The organism is Rhizobium binxianense (genome assembly GCF_028994275.1).
Lineage (GTDB): Bacteria > Pseudomonadota > Alphaproteobacteria > Rhizobiales > Rhizobiaceae > Rhizobium > Rhizobium binxianense.
This window is the reverse complement of the sequence record NZ_CP118713.1, coordinates 3,372,987-3,399,237: the sequence shown is the minus strand read 5'-3', so window position 1 is coordinate 3,399,237 and position 26,251 is coordinate 3,372,987. Positions and strand designations below refer to the sequence as shown.

General features: G+C 61.8%; 29 protein-coding genes. 8 read left to right on the top strand and 21 right to left on the bottom strand.

What is annotated here, in order from left to right; genetic code table 11:
- Positions 1–62: 62 nt before the first annotated feature.
- Both PO860_RS16765 and PO860_RS16760 read right to left on the bottom strand, forming a co-directional pair.
- The gene (locus PO860_RS16765) at positions 63–629 is read right to left on the bottom strand and encodes a helix-turn-helix domain-containing protein (RefSeq protein ID WP_183609587.1); all 567 of its coding nucleotides are present in this window, start codon (positions 627–629) and stop codon (positions 63–65) included.
- Between the two features lie 73 nt (positions 630–702).
- Positions 703–1,038, bottom strand: coding sequence for an ArsR/SmtB family transcription factor (locus tag PO860_RS16760; protein WP_273884948.1), 336 nt, complete (start codon positions 1,036–1,038; stop codon positions 703–705).
- 68 nt (positions 1,039–1,106) lie between these two features.
- Between PO860_RS16760 and PO860_RS16755 the strand changes: the two genes are divergently transcribed.
- The 3 genes from PO860_RS16755 (at position 1,107) to PO860_RS16745 (ending at position 5,077) form a co-directional block, all read left to right on the top strand.
- Positions 1,107–1,589, top strand: a complete 483-nt coding sequence (locus PO860_RS16755; protein WP_273884949.1) for an SRPBCC domain-containing protein — start codon at positions 1,107–1,109, stop codon at positions 1,587–1,589.
- A 136-nt stretch (positions 1,590–1,725) separates the two neighbouring features.
- Positions 1,726–2,757, top strand: a complete 1,032-nt coding sequence (gene gnd, locus PO860_RS16750; RefSeq protein WP_183609590.1) for a phosphogluconate dehydrogenase (NAD(+)-dependent, decarboxylating) — start codon at positions 1,726–1,728, stop codon at positions 2,755–2,757.
- A 205-nt stretch (positions 2,758–2,962) separates the two neighbouring features.
- Positions 2,963–5,077 (top strand): mechanosensitive ion channel family protein, encoded by a 2,115-nt coding sequence (locus PO860_RS16745; RefSeq protein ID WP_275032309.1) that lies wholly within the window; start codon positions 2,963–2,965, stop codon positions 5,075–5,077.
- Positions 5,078–5,081: 4 nt separating this feature from the next.
- On the opposite strand, the gene PO860_RS16740 is transcribed toward PO860_RS16745, so the two are convergent.
- On the bottom strand, positions 5,082–5,459 hold the full coding sequence (locus tag PO860_RS16740; RefSeq protein WP_273881765.1) for a DoxX family protein: 378 nt from the start codon (positions 5,457–5,459) through the stop codon (positions 5,082–5,084).
- A 237-nt stretch (positions 5,460–5,696) separates the two neighbouring features.
- Here PO860_RS16740 and mprF point away from each other — a divergent pair, with 237 nt between their 5' ends.
- Entirely contained in the window at positions 5,697–8,300 is a 2,604-nt protein-coding gene (gene mprF / locus PO860_RS16735; protein WP_273881766.1) for a bifunctional lysylphosphatidylglycerol flippase/synthetase MprF, read from the top strand.
- Positions 8,297–9,679 carry a virulence factor family protein gene (locus tag PO860_RS16730; protein ID WP_273884950.1) on the top strand — a complete coding sequence of 461 codons (1,383 nt, stop codon included), beginning with the start codon at positions 8,297–8,299 and terminating at the stop codon, positions 9,677–9,679. Before mprF ends, PO860_RS16730 begins: the two co-directional genes overlap by 4 nt.
- Before the next feature lie 46 nt (positions 9,680–9,725).
- Here the strand turns inward: PO860_RS16730 and PO860_RS16725 are convergent, their stop codons facing one another.
- From PO860_RS16725 to ruvC, 10 genes are all read right to left on the bottom strand, one after another.
- Entirely contained in the window at positions 9,726–10,289 is a 564-nt protein-coding gene (locus PO860_RS16725) for a DinB family protein (protein WP_273884951.1), read from the bottom strand.
- A 33-nt stretch (positions 10,290–10,322) separates the two neighbouring features.
- Positions 10,323–10,835: an NUDIX hydrolase gene (locus PO860_RS16720; protein WP_273884952.1), complete on the bottom strand. Its 513-nt coding sequence runs from the start codon at positions 10,833–10,835 to the stop codon at positions 10,323–10,325.
- Between the two features lie 7 nt (positions 10,836–10,842).
- Positions 10,843–11,745 (bottom strand): metallophosphoesterase, encoded by a 903-nt coding sequence (locus PO860_RS16715; protein ID WP_183609597.1) that lies wholly within the window; start codon positions 11,743–11,745, stop codon positions 10,843–10,845.
- Complete coding sequence (gene ruvB / locus PO860_RS16710) at positions 11,746–12,786, bottom strand: Holliday junction branch migration DNA helicase RuvB (RefSeq protein ID WP_003582138.1); 1,041 nt, start codon at positions 12,784–12,786, stop codon at positions 11,746–11,748.
- Positions 12,783–13,187, bottom strand: coding sequence for a type II toxin-antitoxin system VapC family toxin (locus PO860_RS16705; protein ID WP_183609598.1), 405 nt, complete (start codon positions 13,185–13,187; stop codon positions 12,783–12,785). The genes ruvB and PO860_RS16705 overlap by 4 nt, the downstream gene beginning before the upstream one ends.
- Positions 13,184–13,468 (bottom strand): AbrB/MazE/SpoVT family DNA-binding domain-containing protein, encoded by a 285-nt coding sequence (locus PO860_RS16700; RefSeq protein WP_273881770.1) that lies wholly within the window; start codon positions 13,466–13,468, stop codon positions 13,184–13,186. Before PO860_RS16700 ends, PO860_RS16705 begins: the two co-directional genes overlap by 4 nt.
- Positions 13,469–13,542: 74 nt before the next feature.
- A complete protein-coding gene (gene ruvA, locus PO860_RS16695; protein ID WP_183609600.1) occupies positions 13,543–14,157 on the bottom strand; it encodes a Holliday junction branch migration protein RuvA in 615 nt (204 codons plus the stop codon).
- A gap of 13 nt (positions 14,158–14,170) precedes the next feature.
- Positions 14,171–14,587, bottom strand: a complete 417-nt coding sequence (locus PO860_RS16690) for a type II toxin-antitoxin system VapC family toxin (RefSeq protein ID WP_183609601.1) — start codon at positions 14,585–14,587, stop codon at positions 14,171–14,173.
- Entirely contained in the window at positions 14,568–14,831 is a 264-nt protein-coding gene (locus PO860_RS16685) for an AbrB/MazE/SpoVT family DNA-binding domain-containing protein (RefSeq protein ID WP_273884953.1), read from the bottom strand. The genes PO860_RS16690 and PO860_RS16685 overlap by 20 nt, the downstream gene beginning before the upstream one ends.
- A 54-nt stretch (positions 14,832–14,885) precedes the next feature.
- On the bottom strand, positions 14,886–15,395 hold the full coding sequence (ruvC, locus tag PO860_RS16680; RefSeq protein WP_183609603.1) for a crossover junction endodeoxyribonuclease RuvC: 510 nt from the start codon (positions 15,393–15,395) through the stop codon (positions 14,886–14,888).
- 239 nt (positions 15,396–15,634) lie between these two features.
- Here ruvC and PO860_RS16675 point away from each other — a divergent pair, with 239 nt between their 5' ends.
- Together PO860_RS16675 and PO860_RS16670 are read left to right on the top strand one after the other, a co-directional pair.
- Complete coding sequence (locus PO860_RS16675) at positions 15,635–17,950, top strand: methyl-accepting chemotaxis protein (protein WP_275032308.1); 2,316 nt, start codon at positions 15,635–15,637, stop codon at positions 17,948–17,950.
- A gap of 125 nt (positions 17,951–18,075) precedes the next feature.
- Positions 18,076–19,077 (top strand): LLM class flavin-dependent oxidoreductase, encoded by a 1,002-nt coding sequence (locus PO860_RS16670; protein WP_273881772.1) that lies wholly within the window; start codon positions 18,076–18,078, stop codon positions 19,075–19,077.
- A gap of 95 nt (positions 19,078–19,172) precedes the next feature.
- Here PO860_RS16670 and PO860_RS16665 read toward each other — a convergent pair whose 3' ends face one another.
- Together PO860_RS16665 and PO860_RS16660 are read right to left on the bottom strand one after the other, a co-directional pair.
- Positions 19,173–19,919 (bottom strand): YebC/PmpR family DNA-binding transcriptional regulator, encoded by a 747-nt coding sequence (locus PO860_RS16665; protein ID WP_097615004.1) that lies wholly within the window; start codon positions 19,917–19,919, stop codon positions 19,173–19,175.
- Positions 19,920–20,035: 116 nt separating this feature from the next.
- Positions 20,036–20,470, bottom strand: coding sequence for a DUF6636 domain-containing protein (locus tag PO860_RS16660; RefSeq protein WP_275032307.1), 435 nt, complete (start codon positions 20,468–20,470; stop codon positions 20,036–20,038).
- A gap of 137 nt (positions 20,471–20,607) precedes the next feature.
- Here PO860_RS16660 and PO860_RS16655 point away from each other — a divergent pair, with 137 nt between their 5' ends.
- A complete protein-coding gene (locus PO860_RS16655) occupies positions 20,608–21,111 on the top strand; it encodes a pyridoxamine 5'-phosphate oxidase family protein (RefSeq protein ID WP_275032306.1) in 504 nt (167 codons plus the stop codon).
- Positions 21,112–21,138: 27 nt separating this feature from the next.
- Here PO860_RS16655 and PO860_RS16650 read toward each other — a convergent pair whose 3' ends face one another.
- From PO860_RS16650 to PO860_RS16625, 6 genes are all read right to left on the bottom strand, one after another.
- Positions 21,139–21,984, bottom strand: a complete 846-nt coding sequence (locus PO860_RS16650; protein WP_275032305.1) for an MBL fold metallo-hydrolase — start codon at positions 21,982–21,984, stop codon at positions 21,139–21,141.
- 155 nt (positions 21,985–22,139) lie between these two features.
- The gene (locus PO860_RS16645; protein WP_183609609.1) at positions 22,140–22,964 is read right to left on the bottom strand and encodes a TIGR00282 family metallophosphoesterase; all 825 of its coding nucleotides are present in this window, start codon (positions 22,962–22,964) and stop codon (positions 22,140–22,142) included.
- A gap of 3 nt (positions 22,965–22,967) precedes the next feature.
- Positions 22,968–23,555, bottom strand: a complete 588-nt coding sequence (locus PO860_RS16640; RefSeq protein WP_183609610.1) for a 5-formyltetrahydrofolate cyclo-ligase — start codon at positions 23,553–23,555, stop codon at positions 22,968–22,970.
- A gap of 119 nt (positions 23,556–23,674) precedes the next feature.
- Positions 23,675–24,382 (bottom strand): hypothetical protein, encoded by a 708-nt coding sequence (locus PO860_RS16635; protein ID WP_275037900.1) that lies wholly within the window; start codon positions 24,380–24,382, stop codon positions 23,675–23,677.
- A 55-nt stretch (positions 24,383–24,437) separates the two neighbouring features.
- Positions 24,438–25,355, bottom strand: coding sequence for an NAD-dependent epimerase/dehydratase family protein (locus PO860_RS16630; RefSeq protein WP_275032303.1), 918 nt, complete (start codon positions 25,353–25,355; stop codon positions 24,438–24,440).
- Positions 25,352–26,176, bottom strand: a complete 825-nt coding sequence (locus tag PO860_RS16625; RefSeq protein ID WP_275032301.1) for a glycosyltransferase — start codon at positions 26,174–26,176, stop codon at positions 25,352–25,354. The genes PO860_RS16630 and PO860_RS16625 overlap by 4 nt, the downstream gene beginning before the upstream one ends.
- Positions 26,177–26,251 lie beyond the last annotated feature (75 nt).

The following is a 26,251-nucleotide window of genomic DNA, read 5'->3' as shown; positions in this document are numbered from 1 at the left end:
CGCCTCCCGACCGTTCAGGAGGCGGACGCTATAAAGACCGGCATTCCGGGACAACGCATAAATTATGCACGGGAATGCAGGAAAGCTGCAGGCTCGCCGATGGTCGTGACAAGGCGGCCGGCGCTGCCATCGGAAAGCATGATCCTTTCCCAGATCACGCGGCCGGCGGCGATCGGCAGCAGCGCATTGCCGTTGGCGCCGGTATCGAGGGTCAGTGACGAAAGCCTGCCCTCATGCCAGCCGCGCTCTTCCAGCGACTGCTCGGCCGCGGTGATTTCAGCAGATGCGTAGGAGAAAAGCGAGCGGCCGAGAAAGGCAGCGAGCGGCGCCCGCCATTCCGCCTGCCGCGGGCGGGAGGCGGAGAGCAGCCGGTGGGTGCTGTCGCAGATCAGATGCACCGGTCGGACGGAATCCTCGACCAGTCGCTTCAGCGCCGCATCAGCCGCGGCATGTCGCGGTGAGGCGAAAATCCGTTCCAGCTGGACGGCCTGTTCGGGCGACAGCGCGAGTTGTCCGCACTCCCAGCGTGACACCGTCGTCTGGTTGACGCCGAGGAGTTCGGCGAGATGCTGCTGCTTCATGCCGCGCAGCAGCCGCATGCGGCGTATGCCGGCTCCCGATATCGTCATCCGTCTGATCCCGTGCCGTTTTTGCCAGCATAAGGCCTCGGCGGACCGGGCGGCAAGGCGGTTTGACGCCGGGTCATTGTTCGGGCTGACCTTCCAGCTCGCCCTTCAGCCGGTCGAGTATAGAGAGCGCATGGCCGGCATAGGCGCTGATCCAACGGTCGTAAATCTGCTTGATCGGCAGGCTGTTTAAGTGGTTCCAGCGCTCGCGGCCCTCCTTCCTGGCGATGACCAGATCGGCTTCCTCCAGCACTTTCAGATGCTGCATTACCGTACAGCGGTCCATCTGCGGAAACATCTCGCAAAGCGTCCCTGTGGTCCGGGGGCCATCCTTGAGCCGGTCGAGAATTTCGCGGCGGCGCTGGTGGGCCAGCGCCTTGAAAACCGGATCGTCTTTTGATTCGCTTGACATGTTATGTTTTTATAACACAATGACGCTGGACGCCATGACAAACAGCAATGGAGAAGAGGAGAAGTGCCATGTCTCTCGGAATCCGTGTTTCCGGCCGCATCGGACGTCCCGTCGCAGAGGTATTCGACGCCGTCGTCAACCCGAAGAAGCTCAGCAGCTATTTCACCACGATCGGCGGGGCGAGCGCGCCGCTCGTCCAGGGCACGACGGTAACCTGGTGGAAGGGTGCGGCGGTTGAGGTGGTCGAACTCGTGCCCGAAAGCCGCATCGTGCTCAGTTGGGACGGCGGCACCGCCGAAGATAAGACGACCTATAAGACGATGGTGGAGATGAACTTCAAACCGCTGGAGGATGGCGGCACGCTGGTGACCATCGCCGAAACCGGCTGGCGCGAAGACGATGCCGGTCGGCGCGGCACCTATCTCAACTGCGAGGGCTGGACGCAGATGCTCTGCTGCATGAAGGCCTTCGTCGAATACGGCATCAATCTGCGGGAGGGCATGTTCCTCAGCGAAATGAAGGGAGAGCCGGCCAGCGCACCTGACGCTTGACGAGCGCATCGGTCTGCAGGAGATCGGCGGCGCAATCGTCGCATTCGCCAATCAGGTCGAGACTTCGCTTGCCTGTCACACTGCGGGTGCTAATTTCCGGATTCGAGACTTCATTTCGGTTTCCAGGAGATTCATTATGCAGCTTGGCATGGTTGGTTTGGGCCGCATGGGCAATTACATGGTCCAGCGCTTGATGCGAGGCGGTCACGAATGCGTCGTCTACGACGCCAGGCCGGAAAGCGTTGCCGAGCTCGCAGGCCTCGGTGCGATCGGCAGTGCTTCGCTCCAGGAATTCGTCTCGAAGCTCACCCATCCGCGCGCGATCTGGCTGATGCTGCCGGCGGCGATCGTCGACAAGGTGCTGGCGAGCCTGGTGCCGCTGCTTGAGAATGGCGATATCGTCATTGACGGCGGCAACTCTTATTACCATGACGACATTCGTCGCGGCGCCGACCTCATCACCAAGGGCATCCACTATGTCGATGTCGGCACAAGCGGCGGCGTCTTCGGCCTCGAGCGCGGTTATTGCCTGATGATCGGCGGCGAGAAGGGCATCGTCGAACACCTTTCCCCGATCTTCGCGACGCTGGCGCCCGGCGTCGGCAAGACGGAAGCCTCGCCGAACCGGAGCGCCGAAGCGGCTGCAGCCAGCACCGCGGAGCAGGGTTACCTGCATTGCGGCCCGCACGGCGCCGGTCATTTCGTCAAGATGGTGCATAACGGCATCGAATACGGTCTGATGGCCGCCTATGCCGAAGGTATCAATATTCTGAAACACGCCAATATCGGCGCCGCCTCGCATGAGGCCGATGCGGAAACCGCGCCGCTCGCCCATCCGGAACATTTCCAGTATGATTTCAACCTGCAGGATGTCGCCGAAGTCTGGCGCCGCGGCAGCGTCATCACCTCCTGGCTGCTCGATCTTACAGCCGATGCGCTGCATGCCGATCCGGCGCTGTCGAAATATGCCGGCCGCGTCTCCGATAGCGGCGAAGGCCGCTGGACGATCATGGCGGCAATCGACGAAAGCGTGCCGACGCCGGTGCTGAGTGCCGCGCTCTACGGCCGCTTCTCCTCGCGCGACAATGACGAATTCGCCAATAAGGTGCTGTCGGCGATGCGCGCAGGCTTCGGCGGCCATGTGGAAAAGCCTGCTCCGAAGTCCTGAAGGAAGACGACTTTCCGCACCATTCCGACAAAGCCGTCCTGCCGAAATGGCGAGCGCAGCGCTTCGTTTCGAGGGCGGCGACGTCGCCGTTCCTAGCCATCGGTATGGTTTTCCTACTGCTTGCTGGCGGCAACGGTCGCGAGTATCCATTGCACAATGTCGGGGCTGTTTCATCCAAGCGGCCGACATTTCATTGGAGGCGGTCATGGAGCGTGGCATGGCAGGGGGCTTGAAGGCCGCCATATCAGGCATGCTGGCATTGCTTGCGCTTTGCTCGGCGGTTTCGCCTGGCTTTTCCCAAACGCCGCCGGCGCAAGTGCCGGCCGCTGCGGCCCCGCCGGCCCAGGTGCGTGAGATGATGCAGCTCATGCAGACGCCTGAGGTCAAACAATGGATGTCGACGCAGATGGCTGCGGCGCCTGCGGCCAATGCAGCGTCTGAAAACCAGATGTCGATCCTGTCGGGTCTGCTGCAGCATGCCCGCCGACATGTTTCGATGGTCTCCGATGCGGCGATGGCATTGCCCTCGCAGATCGGCAATGCGTCCTCGCTGTTCCTCGGTGAAATCACCGCCAGCGGCTGGCCGCGCATGGTGGCGCAGTTCCTGGCGATCTTCCTGCTCGGCGGGATCGTCGAAAGCATTGCCCGTTATGCCTTCCGCCGCCGCCGTCGCCGGTTGGTTGAGATGGCGGGTATGCATCTGGCGCCGCGTGTCATTCCGGCACTGATCTTCGCTGCGGCAACGGTGCTCACGCTTCTCAGCCTCAGCTGGCCGCCGCTCAGCCAGAGCATCGCGATCGTCTGCGTCGTTGCGCTCATCGTCCAGCGTTTTACGATCTGCCTTGGCGGCGTGCTGATCGATCTCATCGGGCTGGCGCGGGCCGAGGAAGAGCGGCAAGGCGTTGCCGCTCCGATCATGCCGGGGGGCGCCGTCGCGCTCTTCTGGTATCGCCGCTGCGCGATGTTCGTCATCTATTTCATTTTCGGCTGGGCGCTGATCCAATCGATGGAGCCGCTCGGCTACTCTCCGAGCGTCCGGCTCTTGATCGGCTATTTCCTCGGTATCGGCCTGCTGTTGATTGCGATCGAGGCGGTCTGGTCGCGACCTCACAAGGACGAGAAGCGCGGTCACGGGGTCTCCTGGTCGTTCACCGTCTATTTCCTGCTGCTGTGGAGCATCTGGGTGGCGGGCTTCAACTGGCTGCTTTGGCTCGGCATCTACCTGCTTTTGCTGCCGCGCGTGCTTGCCGTCTCGACGCTTGCGGTGAAATCGCTGCAGCAGACCGAAGCAAGCTTCCTTGCCACGCGCCGTATCGCGGCAGTGTTGCTCGACCGCGGCGTGCGGGCGCTGATCATTGCCCTTGCAGCCATCTGGCTCGGGCATATGCTCGGCGTCGGTGCCGATACGATGGCCGCCGGCGATACGATGGCCGACAAGATCGCGCGCGGTCTTATCGGCGGCATCGTCATCCTGCTTGCCGCCGACCTGCTTTGGCACGTCATCAAGGCCTATATCAACGGCAAGCTGCTTGATTCGTCCATGGACGGCGGAGCAACCGACGAGGAGAAGGCCAAACGCGCGCGGATACATACGCTGCTGCCGATCTTCCGCAATATCCTTGCCGTCGTGATCGCCGTCATCGCCGTGCTGATGGTGCTCTCGGGTCTCGGCATCGAGATCGGGCCGCTGATCGCCGGCGCCGGCGTCGTCGGCGTCGCGGTCGGTTTCGGCGCACAAACGATCGTCAAGGACGTGATCAGCGGCATGTTCTATCTCTGGGACGATGCCTTCCGCATCGGCGAATATATCGAAAGCGGCAGCCACAAGGGTGTGGTCGAGGCCTTCAGCCTGCGCTCGGTGAAGCTCCGGCATCATCGCGGACCGCTGACGACGGTGCCGTTCGGCGAACTCGGTGCGGTGAAGAACCTCAATCGCGACTGGACGATCGACAAGATCAGCCTCAACGTCAAATACGACACCGATCTGGTCAAGGCGAAGAAGGTGATCAAGCAGATCGGCCAGACGCTGCTCGAGAATCCGGAATTCGGCCCGCATATCATCGAGACACTGAAGATGAAGGGTGTCGAGCAGTTCGGCGAATTCGCGATCGAAATCCGGCTGTCGATGATGACGAAGCCCGGTGAGCAATTCGTCATTCGCCGCAATGCGCTGGCGATGATCCGCAATGCCTTCAATGAAAACGGCATCGAATTCGCCGTGCCGACGGTGCAGGTGGCGGGCGATCGCGATGCAGAGGTCGATGCTGCCGTCGCGCGCTATGCCGCGCATGCACGGGCCGGCAGCGAGCCGGCGGCCTAAACCCTCAAATCACCCCGGCGGCTGCAATCAGCAGGCCGCCGATGATCGCCATATTGGTTTTCCAGCTATTGATCGCGCTTTCGCGGGCCGTTCCCTGCATATCCCAGAAATTCAGCAGCATGATCATGGCGGCAAGGGTGAAGACGATGAGACCGAATGCCGCTGCCGTGACGAAGAGACCCAGTATCAACAGAGTGCCGGCGACAATCTGGAAAATGCTGCCGAAGAGCAGCACCCATTTCGCAAAAGGGATGCCGCGGGCTTCGATCGCGTCGGTCAGCGGCACGATAACGAAAAAATGATGAATGCCGCCAGCGACATAGAGGCCGCCCAGCAACAGACGGCCGAGGACAAGCATCATGAAGGCTGGACCGTCCTGCATATCAAACCGTTCTCCCTTGCCTCGAATCCCGTTGCCGGGCAAAGCTCGGCCCAAGCTTACGAAAATGCAATGGAGCGTTATGTCGACCTGCGCAAATTCGCCCCAATTGGGGATGATTGAGGCGCAGGCGGCGGGGCTTGGAGTAGCGGCGGCATGGTTTCATAGAGCTTATGCGCCTCTCATGTTACGTCTTTCGAAAATGATTCCCGCCATGCTGCCAATTGCGGCAGGTACGAGATGTCGGGTTACGGCAAGTTGGAAGAGATGGAAGAAACGGACGATTTTTCTTTTCGCGGGCTTTTCAGGCGTTACAGGACGCCGTTGATGGCAGCCGCGACACTCGTGGTCTTCTGTCTCGTCGGTTATGCGATCATGCAGCTCACCAACGAGGTGCGCTATGACGACGTCGTCGATGCGCTGGCGGCGACCAAGCCGAGCGCGATCCTGCTTGCGCTCTTCTTCACGGCACTGAGTTTCCTTTCGCTGATCTTCTACGATCTCAACGCTATCGAATATATCGGCAAGAGGCTGCCCTTTCCGCATGTGGCGCTGACGGCGTTCAGCGCCTATGCGGTCGGCAATACCGCCGGCTTCGGGGCGCTCTCCGGGGGCGCGATCCGCTACCGCGCCTATACCCGCCTCGGGCTTTCGCCGGAGGATATCGGTCGCATCATCGCCTTCGTGACGCTTTCCTTCGGCCTCGGGCTGGCAGGCGTTGCGGCGATCGCCCTCATCATCATCGCCGACGAGATCGGCCCGCTCATCGGTGTCAGCGCCTTCCTTCTGCGGTTGATCGCCGGGTCGATCGTCGCCATTCTCGGTGCTGTGATGATCATCGGCCGTGACGGGCACGTGCTTAATCTCGGCCCTGTGGCAGTTCGTCTGCCGGATTCGCGTACCTGGTCGCGGCAGTTCCTCGTCACCGCCTTCGATATCGCCGCTTCGGCGTCCGTGCTCTACGTGCTGCTGCCGCAGACGGCAATCGGCTGGCCGGTCTTCCTCGCCGTCTATGCGATCGCCGTCGGTCTCGGCGTGCTCAGCCACGTTCCGGCCGGGCTCGGCGTGTTCGAGACCGTGATCATCGCGTCGCTCGGCAGCGCGGTGAACATCGATGCCGTGCTCGGATCGCTGGTGCTCTACCGGTTGGTCTACCATGTGCTGCCGCTGCTGATCGCCGTGCTCGCGGTCTCGGCCGCCGAGCTGCGTCGTTTCGTCGACCATCCGGCCGCCTCCAGCGTGCGGCGCATCGGCGGACGGCTGATGCCGCAGCTGCTGTCGGCCCTCGCGCTGCTGCTCGGCGTCATGCTGGTATTTTCGAGCGTCACGCCGACGCCGGACCAGAACCTCGAATTCCTCTCCAACTATCTGCCGCTGCCGCTGGTCGAAGGGGCGCATTTCCTCTCCAGCCTGCTGGGACTCGCGCTCGTCGTCGCCGCGCGCGGCCTTGGCCAGCGACTCGACGGTGCCTGGTGGGTGGCCGTGTTCTCGGCTGTTGCCGCACTGACCTTGTCACTCCTGAAGGCGATTGCGCTCGTCGAAGCCGCTTTTCTCGCCTTCCTCATTTTCGGGCTCTTCGTCAGCCGTAGGCTCTTTACCCGCCATGCCTCGCTGCTTAACCAGGCGCTGACGGCGTCCTGGCTGATGGCGATCGCCGTCATCGTCGTCGGCGCCGTCGTCATCCTGCTCTTCGTCTATCGCGATGTCGAATACAGCAACCAGCTCTGGTGGCAGTTCGAATTCACCGCCGAGGCGCCGCGGGGCTTACGCGCCGTGCTCGGCATCACCATCATCTCGTCGGCGATCGCCATCTTCAGCCTGCTTCGGCCGGCGACCTTCCGGCCGGAACCGGCGACGAACGAGGCGCTGTCGCGTGCCGTCGATATCGTCATGAAGCAGGGCAACGCCGACGCCAATCTGGTGCGCATGGGCGACAAGAGCATCATGTTCTCGGAAAAAGGTGACGCCTTCATCATGTACGGCCGGCAGGGCCGCTCCTGGATTGCGCTGTTCGACCCGGTCGGCGAGCATCGCGCCGTGCAGGAACTCGTCTGGCGTTTCGTCGAAGCGGCGCGCGCCGCCGGCTGCCGGGCCGTCTTCTATCAGATCTCGCCGGCGCTGCTTTCCCATTGCGCCGATGCCGGCCTTCGCGCCTTCAAACTCGGCGAACTGGCGGTGGCCGATCTCAGGACATTCGAAATGAAGGGCGGCAAATGGGCGAACCTTCGCCAGACGGCTAGCCGCGCCCAGCGCGACGGGCTGGAATTCGCCGTCGTCGAACCTGAGAACGTGCGCTCGGTCATCGATGATCTCTCCGCCGTTTCCACGGCCTGGCTCGAGCATCACAACGCCAAGGAAAAAGGCTTTTCTCTCGGCGCCTTCGATGCCGATTACGTCTCCTCGCAGCCGGTCGGCATCCTGAAAAAGGACGGCAGGATCGTCGCCTTCGCCAATATCCTCGTCACCGAATCCAGGGAGGAGGGCACGATCGATCTCATGCGCTTCTCGCCGGACGCGCCGAAGGGCTCGATGGACTTTCTCTTCGTGCAGATCATGGAATATCTGCGCGGTCAGGGTTTCACTCACTTCAATCTCGGCATGGCGCCCCTCTCCGGCATGTCGAAACGTGAGGCGGCGCCCGTCTGGGACCGCATCGGCAGCACCGTCTTCGAACACGGCGAGCGCTTCTACAACTTCAAAGGCCTTCGGGCATTCAAATCCAAGTTTCATCCGCACTGGCAACCGCGCTATCTTGCGGTATCCGGAGGGGGCAATCCGATGATCGCGTTGATGGACGCGACATTGCTGATCGGGGGCGGATTGAAAGGGGTAGTGAGAAAATGATCAGGACAATCCTTCTTGCCACGGCATGCGCCTGCATGCTCGCGGCCGCACCGGCTGATGCCGCCGAAGAGACCACACAGAGCTTCGAAGCCGGGCTCATCCCGTCGCCGCACATCTTCCTGCCGGAAGGGGAGGTGAAAGGCACGGTGATGCTGATCTCGGATGCTGCCGGCTGGGGCGACTATGAGAAGGCCGAAGCCGACAGGCTGGTTGCCGAAGGCGCCGTCGTCATCGGCGTCGACTTTCCTTCCTACATCCAGGCGCTCAACCGGTACGATGTCAGCCTCAACGACGGCTGCGTCTACATGGTCTCGGACATCGAATCGCTGAGCCAGCAGGTGCAGCGCGCGACCGGCAACAGTGCCTATCATCTGCCGATCGTCGCCGGCATCGGCGAGGGCGGGGCCTTAGCGCTGGCGATCGCCGCGCAGACGCCGGATGCGACGATCGGCCAGACGCTTGCCGTCGATCCGAAGGCCGGCATTCCGCTCGCCCAGGCGCTTTGCACGCCGGCTTCCAAGCAGGTCGTTGGCCAACGCACGATTTATGGCCTCAGCGACGGCGCTCTGCCGGATCCGATCGTCACCGTCTTCACGCCCAATGCCGACAAGGATGGCCGGGCGCACGCGGAAGCGCTGAAGAAGACCCATGCTGCGATGGAGATCCGCGATTCCACCGACGATGCTCAGACGGTGTTTGGCGATACGCTCGACGATCTCGTCACCGCCTCGGGCGCCTTCGGCAATCCGCTCGGCCTGCCGCTGGCGATCCTCGAGGCGACTCCCGCCCTCGATACGATGGCGGTGATCTATTCCGGCGACGGCGGCTGGCGCGACATCGACAAGGAGGTCGGTGCCACGCTGCAGAAGGAAGGCATTCCGGTCGTCGGCGTCGATTCGCTTCACTATTTCTGGTCGGAGCGCAAGCCGGAGGAGACCGCCGCCGATCTTTCGAAGATCATCGATTTCTACCGAAAGCAGTGGAAGGTGAAGCATGTACTGCTCGTCGGATATTCCTTCGGCGCGGATGTCGTGCCGGCCACCTATCAGCTCCTCAAACCAGCCGAAAAGTCGGCGGTGGCGCAAATGTCGCTGCTGTCGCTCTCGCACGAAGTCGACTACGTCATCTCCGTTCTCGGTTGGCTCGGCCAGAAAACGGATGGGGCCGGAGGCGATCCCGTCAGCGATCTGAAGAACATCGATGCGAAGCTCGTGCAATGCATCTACGGCAAGGACGACGATGACGACGTTGCCTGTCCGGCGGTAAAGGAGAGCGGCGCCGAGGTCATCGAACTGCCCGGCGACCACCATTTCGACGAGAATTACGACCTTCTTACCAAGACCATCATCGACGGGCTGAAGAGGCGGCTGCAGGACTAAGCGCCGCGCGTCCGATGCGACGCGATAAGGACGCTCTATCATGAAATCAGCGCATCAGCCTCTCTTCGCTCCAGCCGAGGTCGGCGAGTTCCCCGCCGCGAAACCGCGCATCGTCGGCGACGATGAATTCATCGAGTTGTGGCGGGGTGACGCTGGTGCCGGAGAGCATCGCATGCACCTGGCCGCGATGATGGGTCTGATGCTGGAAGAGATGCGCGAGCACGTCTTCCATCCGCTCCTCCTGGATGCGGGCGCCGCGATGGAGGCTAACGGTCGAGGCGAGCCTCTCCGGCGTCAGGGCCTCGCAAAGCGCCACCAGGCGCTGATCGACCTTCGCCTGCGCTTGCGCAAGGGATAAAACGTCGTCGAACGGCTCGTCGACCTCGAAAGCCTGGAAGCCGAGCGTGCCGCCTTCCAGGCCATCGACATAGAACCAGTCGACGGTGACGATGTGGTTCAAGGTTTCCTTGATCGAGGGGAAGAAGCTCACGCGCGACGCTTCGAATTCGCCGGGTTTCAATGCCGTGCAGGCTTGAAGCAGACGGTGGTTGGCAAGGGCGTTGTTATAGGCAAGCTTGCGGAATGGCCTGACGGGGTCGAAGGTCGGCAACGGCGCATCTCCTCTTCCAGCGTTTCTGGTGGGTCAGTTCTTGCCATCGAGGTTGCCGTCCCGCCAGACGAGATGACGTGGCGCAACGGGAAGGGCCTCGATTTCATCGGCGATGAAATGGGGCGGGATGTCGAGTGTGGTCAGGGCCTGGCGCGTTGCCGGCACCCATTTGAATTCGAGATGGTTGTCGCCGTCTTCGACGCGATGGATGATTTCGTGTGGCTCGAAGGGGAATTCCGGGGGGATGTCCATCAGATAATAGAGGCCGAGTTCATGCCAGTCGCGCTGTTCGTAGTGGAAAAAATTCTCGACGACCCAGAGCAGGCGGGAGACGGTGACCTCGACCCCCAGTTCCTCCACCATCTCTCGTTTCAGCGTCTCCTCCGACGTCTCGCCGATCTCGGCCCTGCCACCCGGAAAGGTCCAGAAGGGCTCGTGCACGGCACGATGAACGAGCACGTAGCCATTCCGAAAACCGAGGCCGGCAATGCGATAGTTGAAACGCTCAGCGCCGGCAGTCAGGCGGATGAGAGTGCGCTTGGCCATGTCATTCCTATCCAAGATCGATCACGACGATTTCCGGCGGTACGCCGAAGCGCACCGGTGCAATGGAGCAACCGAGCCCGCCGGACACGATGATATTACGCCCCTCCTCGACAATATGGCCATAGGCGTAGCGGTTGCCGTACCGCGAGGGGACGATCGGCGAACGGCCGAGGAAACGGATCTGTCCGCCATGCGTGTGGCCCGACAGCGTCAGCGACACGCGCTCGGGCACGCGCGGAAAGATATCGGGCTCATGGGCGAGCAGAATGACAGGCGCATCGTCGGTCACCTCAGCCATGGTTCCATCGAGATCGTCGAGGCCAAGCATCTGCGTGCGGCCCCACTTCCTGCCTGGCAGCAGCGCCAGCTGATCTTCGAGACCTGCGAGCCAGAAGCCGTGGCCGTCCTTTTCAAGCCGAACGGCGCGGTTGCCGTAGACCGGGATTCCGACGTCGGCGAGAGCCCGGTGTCCGAATGTTTCCATCCCGCCGTTCTTCTGCGCAGTCCTGTCCTCCCACCAGTCATGGTTACCCATGATCGCATGGACGCCGAGCGGGGCTTGCAGGGTGGCGAGCGCTTTCGACCATTGGCTCGAATGTACATATTGCGTCACCATGTTCATGCCGGCGGCATAATCGCCGAGCAGGACGGTGATATCGCCTTCGAGTTCATTGGCCCGGTGGCAGATCGCGGCAATGCGGTTTGCCGACATCCACGGTTCGCAGGCATGGATATCAGCAAGCGCGACAACGCGCAGCTTCAGCCCCGGTGTCCATCCCGGCGGCGTCAGCCGGTAGCGAGTGATGGCGAGACGCGCCAGCGGCTCATAGGCGAAGGCGTAACCGCCGAGCGCCATAACACCGGTGATACCGCCGCCAAGAACCTTGAAAAATCCGCGGCGGGTGATCACTCAGTTGTCCTCCTGGAACAGCCGGAACTGCGCAGCCTCCATCTCCTTGGGCGGTTGCATTCCCAGATGTTTCCACGCGATTGCGGTCAGAACACGGCCGCGTGGCGTGCGCTGAATGAAACCCTGCTGGATCATGTAGGGCTCGATGATGTCTTCGATCGCGTCGCGCGGCTCGGAAAGGCCGGCGGCAATGGTTTCGATGCCGACCGGGCCGCCGCCGAAATTGACGGCGATCATGTTGAGGTAACGTTTGTCGAGCTGGTCGAAGCCGACATTGTCGACGAGCAGGCGGGTCAGCGCCTCGTCGGCGATCTCGCGGGTGACGGCTTCCGCCCTTGCCACCTCGGCGAAGTCGCGCACGCGCCGCAGCAGCCGGCCGGCGATGCGCGGGGTGCCGCGGGCGCGTCTTGCGATCTCGCGGGCACCCTCTTCGGTCATCGGCAGGTTCATCAGTCGTGCGCCGCGGCGCACGATCAGCTCCAGCTCCTCGACGGTATAGAAGCTCAGGCGTACCGGGATGCCGAAGCGGTCGCGCAGCGGCGTCGTCAACAGGCCGAGACGGGTGGTTGCCGCCACCAGCGTGAACTTCGACAGGTCGATCTTCACCGAGCGCGCCGCGGGGCCTTCGCCGATGATCAGGTCGAGCTGGAAATCTTCCATAGCCGGATAGAGGATTTCCTCGACGGCGGGATTGAGGCGATGGATCTCGTCGATGAAGAGCACGTCGCGCTCCTCGAGATTGGTGAGCAGGGCGGCAAGATCGCCGGCCTTGGCAATGACAGGGCCTGACGTCGAGCGGAAGTTGACACCGAGCTCTTTCGCCATGATCTGCGCCAGCGTCGTCTTGCCGAGGCCGGGCGGGCCGACGAACAGCACATGATCCAGCGCCTCGCCGCGGTTTTTCGCCGCCTCGATGAAGACCTTGAGATTGGCGCGCGCCTCCGCCTGGCCGGTGAACTCGTCCAGCGATTGCGGGCGCAAGGTGAGATCGAGATCTTCGCCCCGCTTTTCCGGCGATATCAGGCGGGCGGGTTCGCTCATGTCAGAAGCTCCATACCTGGCACGGTCTTGAATGCGTGCCGGTCAAATGTCTTGGTCGCCTGGCATCCCTCATCCGCGGCGCGGTAGCCTATCAGGGCATCGGCGAAATCGGCGTTTCGCGTTTCCACGGCCCTCAAGGCCTTGATCACCAGCGTCTGGTTCTCGATGTCCAAACCTCTGACGCGTGTCAATTTGCCGATTGCCGCGACAACATCCTTTTTCTTGAAGCCGAACCGTGCGCGCAACGCCCAATCCAGCTCCAAGAGGTTCAGAAGCGAGAGAAATCCACGATAGTCCCTGCCGATACCTTCACCGAACTTCAGCGCGGCAGCCCTTTGCTCCGGATCGTCGTCGACGATAAGCCTCAGCAGGACGTTCGTGTCCACGCCATAGGCAATCATGCCGCCACATCCGATTTCGACCGCGCGGCCTCGTCGACCACATCGCTGCCCGCAGCATCGGTGACCGTTGCGTCGATCTCTTCCAGGGAAGCGCGACCATTTGGAGGCGATCCAAGAAGGCCCGCGAGATCGTTGAAGTTGATCGATTTTGGTGTGATCACGACCTCTCCATCGATGATGGAAAAAACAAGCTGATCGCCAGCCTGAAGGCCGAGAGCCTCCCGTAGCTCTTTTGGGAGCGTTATCTGGCCCTTGGGCGAAAGCGTAAATTCTCCCCACATCGATCAGTAATCCTATGCTGGCGTGTTAGTCGGAAGATTTGCCATTTGGTGGAAAATTTACAATTTATCCTACCCTATCGCGCTAGTTCCTTCAATCCCAGCCTGATCAGCTTAGCACTGTCGGCGTCGTCGCCAGCGGCCTTCATCGCCGCGGCAACCGCATTCGCCGCCTGATCGCGGGAATAGCCGAGGTTGGTGAGCGCGGAAACCGCATCGGCAACAGGTGCTGCCGCGACACCTTCGCCGAGTTCCTGCTTCAGGGCGATATTGAGCGCTTCCCCGGCAAAGGCCGGCGCCCGGTTCTTCAGTTCCGTGACGAGGCGCATTGCCACTTTCGGGCCGACGCCCGGCGCGCGGGAGACGGCGGCGCGGTCCTGCAGGGCGATTGCATTGGCGAGTTCGCCCGGTGTCAGCGTCGAGAGCACGGCGAGCGCCACTTTGGCGCCGACGCCCTGGACGCTCTGGAGCAGGTTGAACCATTCTCGCTCCAAGGCGGTCATGAAGCCGAAGAGCTTCAATTGATCCTCACGCACATAGGTCTCGATGAACAGCACGCAGGCCTCGCCGGCCGAGCCGAGCTTGGACAGGGTGCGGGTCGAGCAATGGGCGACGTAGCAGACGCCGTGCACATCGACGAGCACATAGTCTTCGCCGATCTCGTCTATGGTGCCTTTCAGCTTGCCGATCATGAGGCGCGGTCTTTCAAGAGTGCGTTTCGGGAGAAATGATGTCCAATTCCGGGAAATAAGAGCGGTAGCGCGCGCCATCGCGCGTCAGAAGGCGGTGCGATCGAACGAGGGCGTGCGCACCGATGAAAAAATCCGGCAGGGTGCGCTCGCGCAGGCCGCCGCTCCTCCGGTACTGCGCATGTGCCATGCCGGCCCGGTAAGCGGCGGAAAACGGCAGGGCCTCGCGGATCAGGTTTAACCGCGACAGCACAAATGCAAGGGTTTCCTCGCGCGGGGTCATGCATGCCAGCTCCGCCCAAACGACGGGTGTCATGATGAATTGCGAATCCGGACGCAATGCGCTCAACGCCCGCGCGGACCATTCCCTGAAAGGATTATCCGGTCCGAAGACATCGATGAAAATGTTCGTATCAACGAGGACCGAGGTCATCACGTGGTCCCCTCAACCATTCTATGAATTCATCAGTCGTCATGCCGCTGGTGTCGAGGGTCCCGCTCATACTGCCGAGCCAGGATTCAAAATCGTCCTGCGACGGCTCTATCCTGCTGGATAGAACAACCAGGCGGGCACCCTTTTCATCGGCAACGAAATCCACCTCGGATCCCGGCCCGATCTTCAAGCGGTCCCGGATGTCCTTGGGAATCGTCACCTGGCCTTTTTCCGTTACGCGCATGGTAATACCTCCGAGGTATTACTTATCATGGAATGAGAACAAGTCAAGAACAGATTAACCGGCCAGCGCTTGGCGCATCCGGTTGCTGCCGCGATTATGCGCATGGCAGATGGCGATCGCCAGGGCGTCGGCGGCGTCGTCACCCTTGAATTCGACTTTCGGCATCAGGATCTTCAACATCATGTGGATCTGGTGTTTTTCGCCGTGGCCGACGCCGATAACCGCCTTCTTCACCGCGTTCGGGGCATATTCGGAGACCGGCAAGCCGGCGCGCGCCGGCACCAGCATGGCGATGCCGCGGGCCTGGCCGAGCTTCAGCGTCGCCACCGCATCCTTGTTGACGAAAGTCTGTTCGACGGCGGCTTCATCCGGCTTATAGCTGTGGACGACCTCCGCCAGGCCGTCATGCAGCTGGCAGAGGCGGGAGGCAAGATCCATGTCTCCATCAGAGGTCACGGTTCCGGAGGCCACAAATCGGAGGGAGTTGCCTGACGTCTCGATGATTCCCCAGCCGGTGCGGCGAAGTCCGGGATCGATGCCGACGATGCGAATCGTGTTTTGCATGGTTCAACCTATAGCGATTGCGAAATAACTGCCACCGATATGTGAACAAAACAAAAACACTCATGGATTTAGGCCGCGCCATTTACCGCTAATTAAAACAGATGCCTGAATTCTAGTCGTCAATACGAGAGGGGCTACTTTTCGCAAAGATGAAGCCCCCGATGTTCTGTTTACAGGTCAGTGTCAGGCATGCGTTGTGTGCCGAGGCTGGCAGACGCGTTCAGAGGGGTTCGTCGTACATGGCACAGAGATTTCAATCCCTGTCCTTCAAGGTCATTGCCACATTCATTCTGCTGACCGTGCTGTCGATCGCGGTGATCGACGTGCTTGCCTATTTCGCCAGCAGCCGGATCTCCGACGAACAGGCGCTGAAGGCCAAGGAAAGCGTGCTGATCTTTCGCGGCGACATGCTGCAGGACCAGCTAACGCAGCTCGAAAACCAGGCGAATTCCATCGCGCGCATCGAAGCGCTGCAAATGTCGATCACCAGCCTGAAAAGCGGCTGGAAGACCATCGAGAAGACCTCGGGTGATGCCCGCGCCGAACTGAAGAAGGTTTTCATATCGGGCAATCCCAACCCGGCCGACCAGCGCGAGAAGCTGATGAAGCCGGAAGGGCCGAGCGGCTTCTATTATTCGAACCACGAGAAGACACAGGGCGAAGTCGCCCGCGACCTCGAGGATACCGCCTTCAGCGACCTGCTGATCGCCGATCTCGACGGCACGGTCCTCTATTCCTATAAGAAGGAGGACGACTTCGCCGAAAACCTGAAGTCGGACGCCTGGAAGGCGACCGGCGCCGGCATCGCTTTTGCCAAGGCGATCGAGAATACCGCCAAGGCGACCGATGATGCCGCCCCGACAGGTTTTTCCGGTCTTCGCGTCGATGCTGGCAGCGGCAAGCCGGCGATCTTCTACGCCGTGCCGATCATCAAGCTCGGCGCGGCCAAGGGTATCATCCTCTTCAAGGTGCGCGACGACATCGTCACCGGTATCCTTGGCAAAGGCATCGTCCAGAGCAGCACGGCGCGGGCGGCGATCATCTCCGGCGATGGCTCGGCCGTCGGTCTTGACCAGAGCGGCAAGCTTGCGACGCTCGATACGACCTCCTTCACCTTCATCAAGAGCGCGCTGGCCAGTTCGGCGATGACCGTGGCCGATTTCAACCGGGTGGACGGGCCTGCCCGCGCCTATGTTCGCGGCATCGACTATCGCGGCGACCGCTTCCTCGTGGTCGAGAGCGTGCTTTTGAGGGAACTCAATGCCGGCTCGGTCGAGATTGCCACGCTGCTGACGATGATCGGCATCGGCGTGCTCGTCGTCATGGCGGTCGCGACCGGCCTCGTCACCAATTTCCTGTTTTCGCCGCTTGCACGGCTTGCCGGTGTCACCCGCGATGTCGCCGACGGCAAACTCGACAGCGAGATCGGCAGCCTGAGCCGCAAGGACGAGATCGGCACGATGGCGAATGCGCTCGCGCGCTTCCGCCAGTCGCTGATCGAAAGCCGCGAATTCGAAGCCGCCAGCGAAGAGACGCGCTTGCAGGCCGAGCACGACCGCCAGCAGAATCTGGCCGAGCGCGAGGCCGAGGCGAAGACGTTGCAGCAGGTGGTCGAGGCGATCGATGAGGGCCTGCATCATCTGGCGAGCGGTGATCTCGCCTATCAGATCGATACCCGCTTCCCCAACGAGCTCGAAAGTCTGCGCATCAATTTCAACGAGGCGCTCGCGACGCTGAGCGAAACCATGACGGCAATCGGCGGCAACTCGATGGCGGTGCGCGCCGGCTCCGAGGAGATGCGCACCGGCGCCGACGAACTTGCCGGTCGCACCGAGCGCCAGGCCAGCTCGATCACTGAGACGGCGAATGCGATCAGCGCCATCACCCAGTCCGTCCGCCGGCAGATCGAGCGGGCCGAACAGGCCGAGCGCATTGCCCGCGACGCCAAGAAGGAGACGACCGGCTCCGGCCAGATCATGCGCGAAACGATCGCCGCGATGGAGGCGATCCAGACCTCTTCGCGCCAGATCAACACGATCATCTCGGTTATCGACGACATCGCTTTCCAGACCAACCTGCTGGCGCTCAATGCCGGCGTCGAGGCAGCACGCGCCGGTGAATCGGGCAAGGGCTTTGCCGTCGTCGCCATGGAAGTGCGCGAACTTGCCCAGCGCTCGTCGAGTGCGGCAAAGGAGATTTCCGGCCTGCTGCAGAAATCGACGCATGAGGTCGAAAGCGGTGTGGCGCTTGTGGAAAAGGCCGGCGTTGCGCTGACCGGCATCGGCGCGCATGTCGAGGCGATCAACGGACAGATCACCGAGATCATGGGTGCGACCCGCGAGGAGGCGAATACGCTACGTGAGATCAACAGCGCCGTCGCCGAACTCGATGCGATGACGCAGCAGAACGCCTCGATGGTCGAGGAGACGACGGAAGCGATCCATCGGCTGGCGACGGAAGCCCTGGAAATGGACCGCCAGCTCGGCAATTTCACGCTGCCGCATGGCCTCCACCAGCCGAGCGCCGAGGTGCATATGCTGCGCCGTCATCGCTAAGCCGTGGCTTTTGACCGTTGGCAAGGGTCGCGCTTGTGCGGCCCTTTTTGTTGCGTGCATGGTTTGGAATGGCGGGGGCGGCAACCTACATAGACGGCATCCTTCAAACTGCCGGCAGGTTTCCCATGGTTCCCTTCTCCATACTCGACCTCTCCCCCGTTGCCGAAGGCAGCAGTATCCGCCAGTCTCTCGAGAGCTCGGCACGGATGGCACGGAAGGCCGAGGACTTCGGCTACAAGCGCTTCTGGCTTGCCGAGCATCACGGCATGCCGGGGATCGCCAGCGCCGCCACATCAGTCGTTATCGGCCATATCGGGGCTGCGACAACACGTATCCGCATCGGCTCCGGCGGCATTATGCTGCCCAATCATTCGCCGCTCGTCATCGCCGAACAGTTCGGCACGCTGGAGGCACTCTTCCCCGGCCGTATCGATCTCGGCCTCGGGCGCGCGCCGGGAACGGATATGCGCACGGCACAGGCGCTGCGGCGCAATCTCGAGGCCGGCGGCAACAGCTTCCCGAACGACGTGGTGGAACTGCAGCAACTCCTCGGTACGCCGGTCGAGAACCAGGCGATCCTCGCGGTGCCCGGCAATGGCTCGCATATCCCGATCTGGCTGCTTGGTTCCAGCCTGTACAGCGCCCAGCTCGCCGCCATGCTCGGGCTTCCCTATGCCTTCGCCTCACATTTCGCGCCCGACATGCTGCTCGATGCGATCGCGATCTACCGAGACCGCTTCCAGCCCTCGGCGACGCTCGACAAGCCCTATGTCATGGTCGGCGTCATGGGTGCGGCGGCGGCAACGGACGAGGAAGCGCGCTACCATTTTTCCTCCGCTGAGCAGCAGTTCGTCAACCTGCGCCGCAATGTCCGCGGTCCTTTCCCCCGCCCGGTGGCCGATATGGAAAATTTCTGGTCGCCGATGGAGAAGATGAACGTCGAACACACGCTGCGTTACGCCGTGGTGGGGTCTCCGCAGACGGCGGAGGCGAAATTGGCGGCGTTTCTGCGGGAAACGCAGGCCGACGAGGTGATCGTCTCGATGCCGATCCACGACATCGAGGCACGGCTGAGGTCGGTGGAACTGTTCGCTGGGCTGGGAAATTTCATGCGGGCAGCTGCGTAGGGTTTGCCAACTGGCGCCCTGCAGAAGATTCATCTTGCACAAACAAAAAACCCGGCGTCGCGGCCGGGTTTTCGATTGGCGACGATCTGAAGAAATCAGGCGGAGAGCTTCGCCAGAACCTCTTCCGAGACTTCGAAGTTGGAATAGACGTTCTGGACGTCGTCATCATCTTCGAGGCTGTCGATGAGCTTCATCAGCGACTGGGCCTTTTCCTCGTCCACCGGCACGTTGTTCTGGGCGCGCCAGACGGCCTTGACGGTTTCGGCTTCGCCGAGGCTTGCTTCCAGCGCTTTCGACACTTCGCCGAGGGCTTCGAAGCCACAGGTGATGTAGTGGCCGTCCTCGTCGGTCTCGACATCGTCGGCGCCGGCTTCGATCGCGGCTTCCATCACCTTGTCGGCATCGCCGACGGAAAGCTTGTAGGTGATCTCACCGACATGGTCGAAGGAGAAGGAAACGGAACCGGTTTCGCCAAGCGCGCCGCCGGCCTTGGTGAAGATCGAGCGGACGTTGGAGGCGGTGCGGTTGCGGTTGTCGGTGAGCGCCTCGACGATGATCGCGGTGCCGCCGGGACCATAACCCTCATAGCGTACTTCATCGTAGTTTTCGCCGTCGGCGCCGGCTGCCTTCTTGATGGCGCGGTCGATATTGTCCTTCGGCATGGACTGGGCCTTGGCGTTCTGGATCGCCAGGCGAAGACGGGCGTTCATTGTCGGGTCGGGCAGGCCGGCCTTGGCGGCAACGGTGATTTCGCGCGCAAGCTTCGAGAACATTTTCGACCGCACGGCATCCTGACGGCCTTTGCGATGCATGATGTTTTTAAACTGTGAATGGCCAGCCATGGCACCCCTGTTCACGTCTCATTGTTCGGAATGGGCCGCCTTATAAGAGCGAAACGGCACCCGTTCAAGGAAAAAGCGGTGGATTTGCCGCACGATGCGCGGACCCGCCGCTCGCCTCAGTCAACCGTCAGCCGCCTACGGCTGGCGAAGAAACCATGTCCGTCCCGGCGTCGGCAACGCAGCCCCTCCGTGCCGGAGGTGCAGGAATAGGGGCCACCCTTCCAGGTATCGCCATAGTCGAGAATATGTTCCTCGCTGCAGCAGGCGGTATCGCCGACCATCTTGAAGATAGTGGTCTTGCCGCTCGCCGACATGATGAGGCGGACGTAGAGCGGCTCTTTTCGCTCGCAGGCGAGCTCCGGCCCGCCGTCTTCGGGAACATACATTTCGACGCCGCCCTTTGGCGTATAGACACAGCCGATATTCCTTGTGGGCGTGACGAAGACGACCTGGCCATTCTGGTCGGGCTTGAAGGTCTTTTCTGCTGCAAGGACTGTTGGCGCAAAGGCTGCGCAAAAAATCAAAGTCAGAATCGAATGTTTTGTTCGCATGACGATCCTTTCTCGGTCAGGCGCACTATCGCATATTCCCGCACCCTGAAAAGACGACGTCGCCCGCTGCTTCTGCGGGGAACAAAGGCGATGGGATGACGTTTCAACGGAACTCCATCCAACGGAAAGGAACGGTCATGGCAAGTCTCAGCGAGGCCCAGGAGCATCCAGCACGTCAGCTCTGGGATCAGGTCAACGATGTTCATGCCGGCATGCTCGGGATTTCCGGGCTGGACATGCACATGCAGCCGATGGCGCCACATGCCGATCCCACCACCAACACCATCTGGTTCTATACCAAGACGGATGCCGACATCGTGCGCGCCATCAAGCCCGGCAGCCGCGCGCATTTCTGCGTCATCGGCAAGGATCACGACTATCACGCCTGCCTTGCCGGTGTGATCGAAGTGCGCCCCGACCCTTCCAAGATCGAGGAGTATTGGAGTTCGATCATTGCGGCCTGGTATGACAACGGCAAGAAGGACCCCAAGCTCACCATGCTTTCCCTCCATGTCGACGATGCCGAGATCTGGGTCTCCACAGGCAACAAGCTGAAATTCGGCTGGGAGATCGCCAAGGCCAATCTCGATGACGACAAGATGCCGGATGTCGGCATCAAGCGCCATCTGCAGTTCGCTTGATGCGAATGACCTGGAGGGAAGAGCCTTTTACCGGACGCCCTGCAGCACATAGATCAGCGGTTTCTTCGGCAGCGTACGCATCGAGACAGTGATGCTGTCATCGGTCGCATAGGCGATGTCGAAATCCTTACCGAACATCGAAACGAAGGCGTCGACCGGTGGGCCACGGCGGTGCATCGGCAGAATCAACGACGAGCGCAGCCGCTTGATGACGCGGCTCATGCTGTCGGCGCCCATGGTCAGGCCGCCGTCGACCGGCACCATCACGATATCGAGTCGGCCGATCTCGATATAATGGGTGTCCGTCAGTTCGTAGTGCAAGTGGCCGAGATGGCCGATGCAGAGACCGGCGATCTCGAAGATGAAGATGGAATTGCCGTTCTCCTGCGAGCCACCGAGCCCGTAGCTGAAGCGGATATCCGTCGGAACATTGCGGATATAGGCATCGCCGACGACGAGATCGATGTCGGCCTTTCCGCCGGGAACGTCGCTCCACCCATGCAGCACATGTTTGATGCCGGGGTCGGGCGTCAAGGTGAAGTGGGTCGTGTGCGCCTTGTTCATGGTCACGACATCGGGCGTCGTCCCCGGCCGGTACCAGCCGTTATAGTCTGTGGCGATGATGATGCCGCCGGGCGTCTCGATTTCAAAGGTGGAGTGGCCGAGGAAGGTGAATTTGACGTCTTCATCCTCGGAGACGGCGGGCGTCAACGGTGCCGTGCCGGAAAAGCTTGCGAAGGTTGCCTTGGGGATATTCTGCGCGATCGCCTGGCACTGGCTGACGGGCGTTCGCTGTTCCTCCGCTGCGGCGGGAGTTGGCGCGGTGAAGGCCGCAAGGTATGCGATTGCGAGGACAAGATATTGCGGCTTCATGCCACCCCTCCGGCGCTTTCACGGAGAGCGCCGCGCGTCTGAAGGGCGCGCTAAGGACGCTCGATCACTTTGAATTGGCGGCCGGAGAATGCGGCAAGAGGTCGCAGGGGTCCAGGCTGGGGATGCTCACAATCGCGTGTTGGGCGCGGGGCGAATTACCGCCAGAACTCCGGCACCGTCTCGGCCAATCGTGGTCCAAGCCTCAGCGGCGCGATCTTCTCGGCCAGTCCCGTGCTGTCGGAAATCTCCACGCCGACGCCGCAGATCGTCGCGGGGCCGTTTGCCGCTTCCATGCGGCCCTTCGGCATCTTGGAGATGAAGCGGTTCAGCGGCTCTTCCTTATCCATGCCGAGCGAAGAGTCGTAATCGCCGCACATGCCGGCATCCGACATATAGGCGGTGCCGCCGTTCAGGATCTGTGCGTCGGCCGTCGGCACATGCGTGTGGGTGCCGACGACGAAACTGGCACGGCCGTCGACGAAATGGCCGAAGCACTGCTTCTCGCTGGTCGCCTCTGCATGGAAATCGAAGATGATCGCATCGGCCTGCTCCTTGAGCGGGCAGGCGGCGAGGATTACTTCCGCCGATTTGAAGGGGTCGTCGAGTTCGGGGTGCATGAAGACCCGGCCCATGACATTGGCGACGAGCACACGCGCGCCGTTCCGGGCATAGAACAGGCCGGAGCCGCGGCCGGGCGTGCCTTGCGGATAGTTGGCCGGCCGCAGGAATTGATCGTGCCGCCCGGCGAAGGCGACCGCTTCCTTCTGGTCCCAGACGTGATTGCCCGTCGTCACCACATCGGCGCCGGCATTGATCGTCTCTAGAAAAATGTCCTCGGTGATCCCGAAGCCGCCGGCGGCATTCTCGCCGTTGACGACGACGAAATCGAGCTTGAGGTCGGAGATCAGGCCGGGAAGGCGGTCCCAGACTGCCGTGCGTCCCGTCTTGCCGACCATGTCACCCAGAAAAAGCAGCCGCATTCCCTATCCAATCCAAGAGGCAAAAAAGCGAAGGCCGCTTTCTGTCAGGATGGCATCCAGGCTTATGTCGTGCGGCTCAGCGGGCACATGTGCCACTTCCTGGCAGTCGAATGCAATGCCGATCAGCTTCGGATGCAGGCCTTTTTGCCTTAGCCGGCTGATGGCGCGGTCGTAGTGGCCGGCGCCGTAGCCGATGCGGTGGCCGCTGATATCGAAGGCCGAAAGCGGCACCAGCATGATCTCGGGATCGAGAGTAGCGGTATCCGCGCTGGGGCCGACCGTGCCGAAACCGGTGTCGACAAGCGGCGCACCCTCCGCCAGCTCGCGAAAGACGATGGTCTGCCGATCGAGGATCGCCGGCACGCAAAGCCGCGCGCCGCGCACGGCAAAGCGGGCCATCAGCGGCCTGAGGTCAGCTTCCGAACGGATCGGCAGGAAGCCGGAGATGATCGTGCCCAGCGCAAAACCGACGGCCTCGCCGGCATGATCAGCCATTGCGAGACTTTTGGAGGCGCGTTCCTCGGCGGGGATGGCGTCGCGTGCGGACAGGCGTTCGTTGCGCAGCTGCGCTTTCAATTCTTTAGCGGTCATTCGATCTGCCGGATATAGGAAAGTTCGACCGAGCATAGACGGCCGGATGCCCGATGCAAATGCCGGATGCGACAGTGCCGCGCGTGTTTCACGCCCTTTTCTTGGGATGTGGCTGAAGGTCAGACGACGATACTTGTCGGGATTGTCGCGGTGGCGCTGGATAAGTCCGCCATATCGGGAACGGCGTTGGCTCCCGGCTGCCGGTTCTGCTGCCGCAGATCGTGCATCGCCTTTTCGAGCAACTGCTTGAGTTCACTCACGACCGCCTTGAACTCTTCCATCGTTTCTCGATCATCAGTCGAGATGCTCGAGAATTTCGGGGCATCCTCGGCGACGCTCTGATAGGCGTTGCGGGCGCTGGTAGCGGCGTCCGGTTCCTGCGCGCCGGTTGCAGTGGTTCCGCTTTTTCCTGAGGTATCCGTCAGCGCGGCAGCGGCCCCGCTCGTTGCGGTCGCCGTTGCATCCGAGGTTGCATCTGCCGGGACGACGACTGCTGAGCTCCCGGTCGCCACCGATGATGCGAACTCGGAGGCGGCGGCGCCGATCTTGCGCGCCAGTTCGGCGGCCAGACGGGCAACCACCTCAGGCGGCATGTTGGAGCTGCGCAGCATCTCCAACTGCTGCTGTGCCTCTTCGAGCTTGCGTTGCGCCTTCGTCTTGTCCTCGTCCTCCGAGGTCGCCAGCGTCTGCCGCATCTGTTGCAGCGCCTGGGTGGTGCGCTGCAGTTTCAGCACACCCTGATCGGTCTCGTTTCCCGCGCCGGATATGGCCGTTGCCGAAGACGCGCCGCGCAAGATAATGGAGGCAGAGGTGGTTGCGATCTGCATGGACAATTTCCCGACAGCTCGGGCCCCGATTGCAATTCGGGTGCATCCTGCAAAATCAGACTTGCGTGGACCTGTGTCTCGGGGATGCCGGCAGTGCCGCGGCCAGCCGCCGCATCGTCTCTTGGAATAGCGGGGTTCCGCCCGGCTCCCAGCCGAGCGCGCGGATTTTCGCTGTGCCCATGGGATTGAGCGCGATCCTATCGCCGGGCGGCGGCAGCGCGTGTCGACAGCCCGTTTCGCGGCGGATGGCTGAAAGGATGTCACTCGTGTCGACCGCGATGTCTGAGACGTTGAAAATCTCGCCGGAGATGCGGTTGCTTTCCGTCTCCAGCATCAGCCGTACCGCCCGTCCGAGGTCGCGGCCGTGAACTTCCGTTCCCACACGTGACGCAACCGGCCGGCCGGCGAGGTAATCGGCAATGAGAGCGTCCCATTTGTTGGGCGAGAGATCTCCATAGATGCCGGTCGCCCGCAGGCTCACGCCGGCAAAACCCGGCGTGGAGAGGTGGGCAAGCGCTCGCTCGGCATCGAGCTTGACCTGGCCGTAGAGTGTTTCGGGCTTGGCCAGCATCGTCTCTGTCATCTCGCTTCCCCTGGGATGTTCGCCGTAGGCGGCGCGGCTGGACAGGAAGACGCAGCGGCGCGTGCCGGCGCGTTTGGCAGCTTCGAAAAGCCGGACGGTGCCGTCGAGGTTCAGCCTGTGGAAGGTTTTGGGATCGTCACCCTCGCCGCCACGATATTTGCCCGGGACATGGCTGAAGGCGGCGTGGACGAAAAAATAGGCGTCGTCGAAAACGTCGATCTGATCCTTGTCGGGATCAAGGGAAAGGGCTGCGAACTCGACCGGGCGGGAGAAGAGGCGCGGATGCGGCGCACGGCGTCCGCCGACGATCACCTGATAGCCGGCGGTCAGCAGTTCTTCGACGACATACCGGCCGACGAGACCCGTTCCACCCGATACCAGTACCTTCATGCTGTCCCTTTCGGATTGTCCAGCGCCGTGATCTCCGGCACATCGCTGCCATCATGGAAACGGTGCCACAGATCGATCAAAGGTTGTAGTCGCGCTGCCTTGGGATGATCCTTTTCCCACGGTTTTTCATACTGGTAATGCAGGATCGAAATGCTCTTCCAGTCCCAAAGCTCCGGCATGGTGAACCATACATATTGCAGCATGTTGAAATAAACCGGCAGGCCGTGCCAATCCGGGAAGAACGTCTCGAGAAAGGTCTGATCGGTGCGCCGCCAGAAGGCGTCCGGCCTGTCGAGCCTTTCGAGCATGTGCCGGAATGTGTCATGCGAGGGCGTGGCGACGAAGACGCCGGAATTCATGCGGCGGAAGTCGGCGAGGCTTTCATAGACATTGGGGGCGGCGGAAAATTCCGGATAGAGGAAGAGCCTGTCGACATTCTTCAGCACGAGGGCATCGGCGTCGATGAAGACGCAGCGCTGGTATTCGACGAGTTGCCACAGCCTGAGCTTGCAGAAATTGTCGAGCGGCGAATGGAAATCCGGCTTGCGGCCCTTGGTGAAGGGGGCGGCCGAGTGAAGCTGGCCGCGGGCATGGCGCTCGTTGAAGGCGGCAGACAGCGGCAGGTGCTCGACCTCGATCAGGCGGCAACCGGGGGTTTTGAGCGGGGCGAGGGCGGCCGCATCGACGCCGCCGGTGTGGAGGATGACGATGTCGGCGCTGGTGCCGGTTCGGCGAAGCGAATTTGCTAGGGCGGTGGCGCCCTTGGCGTAGTCTGCATTGCTGACGAGGGTGACATAGGCGAGGGTTGAGGTAGAAATCATCGTTGTCGACCACCTCCTCGCCATCCCTCATTCCTGTGCTTGTCACGGGAATCCAGCCACGGCGCGTCGGCGCCG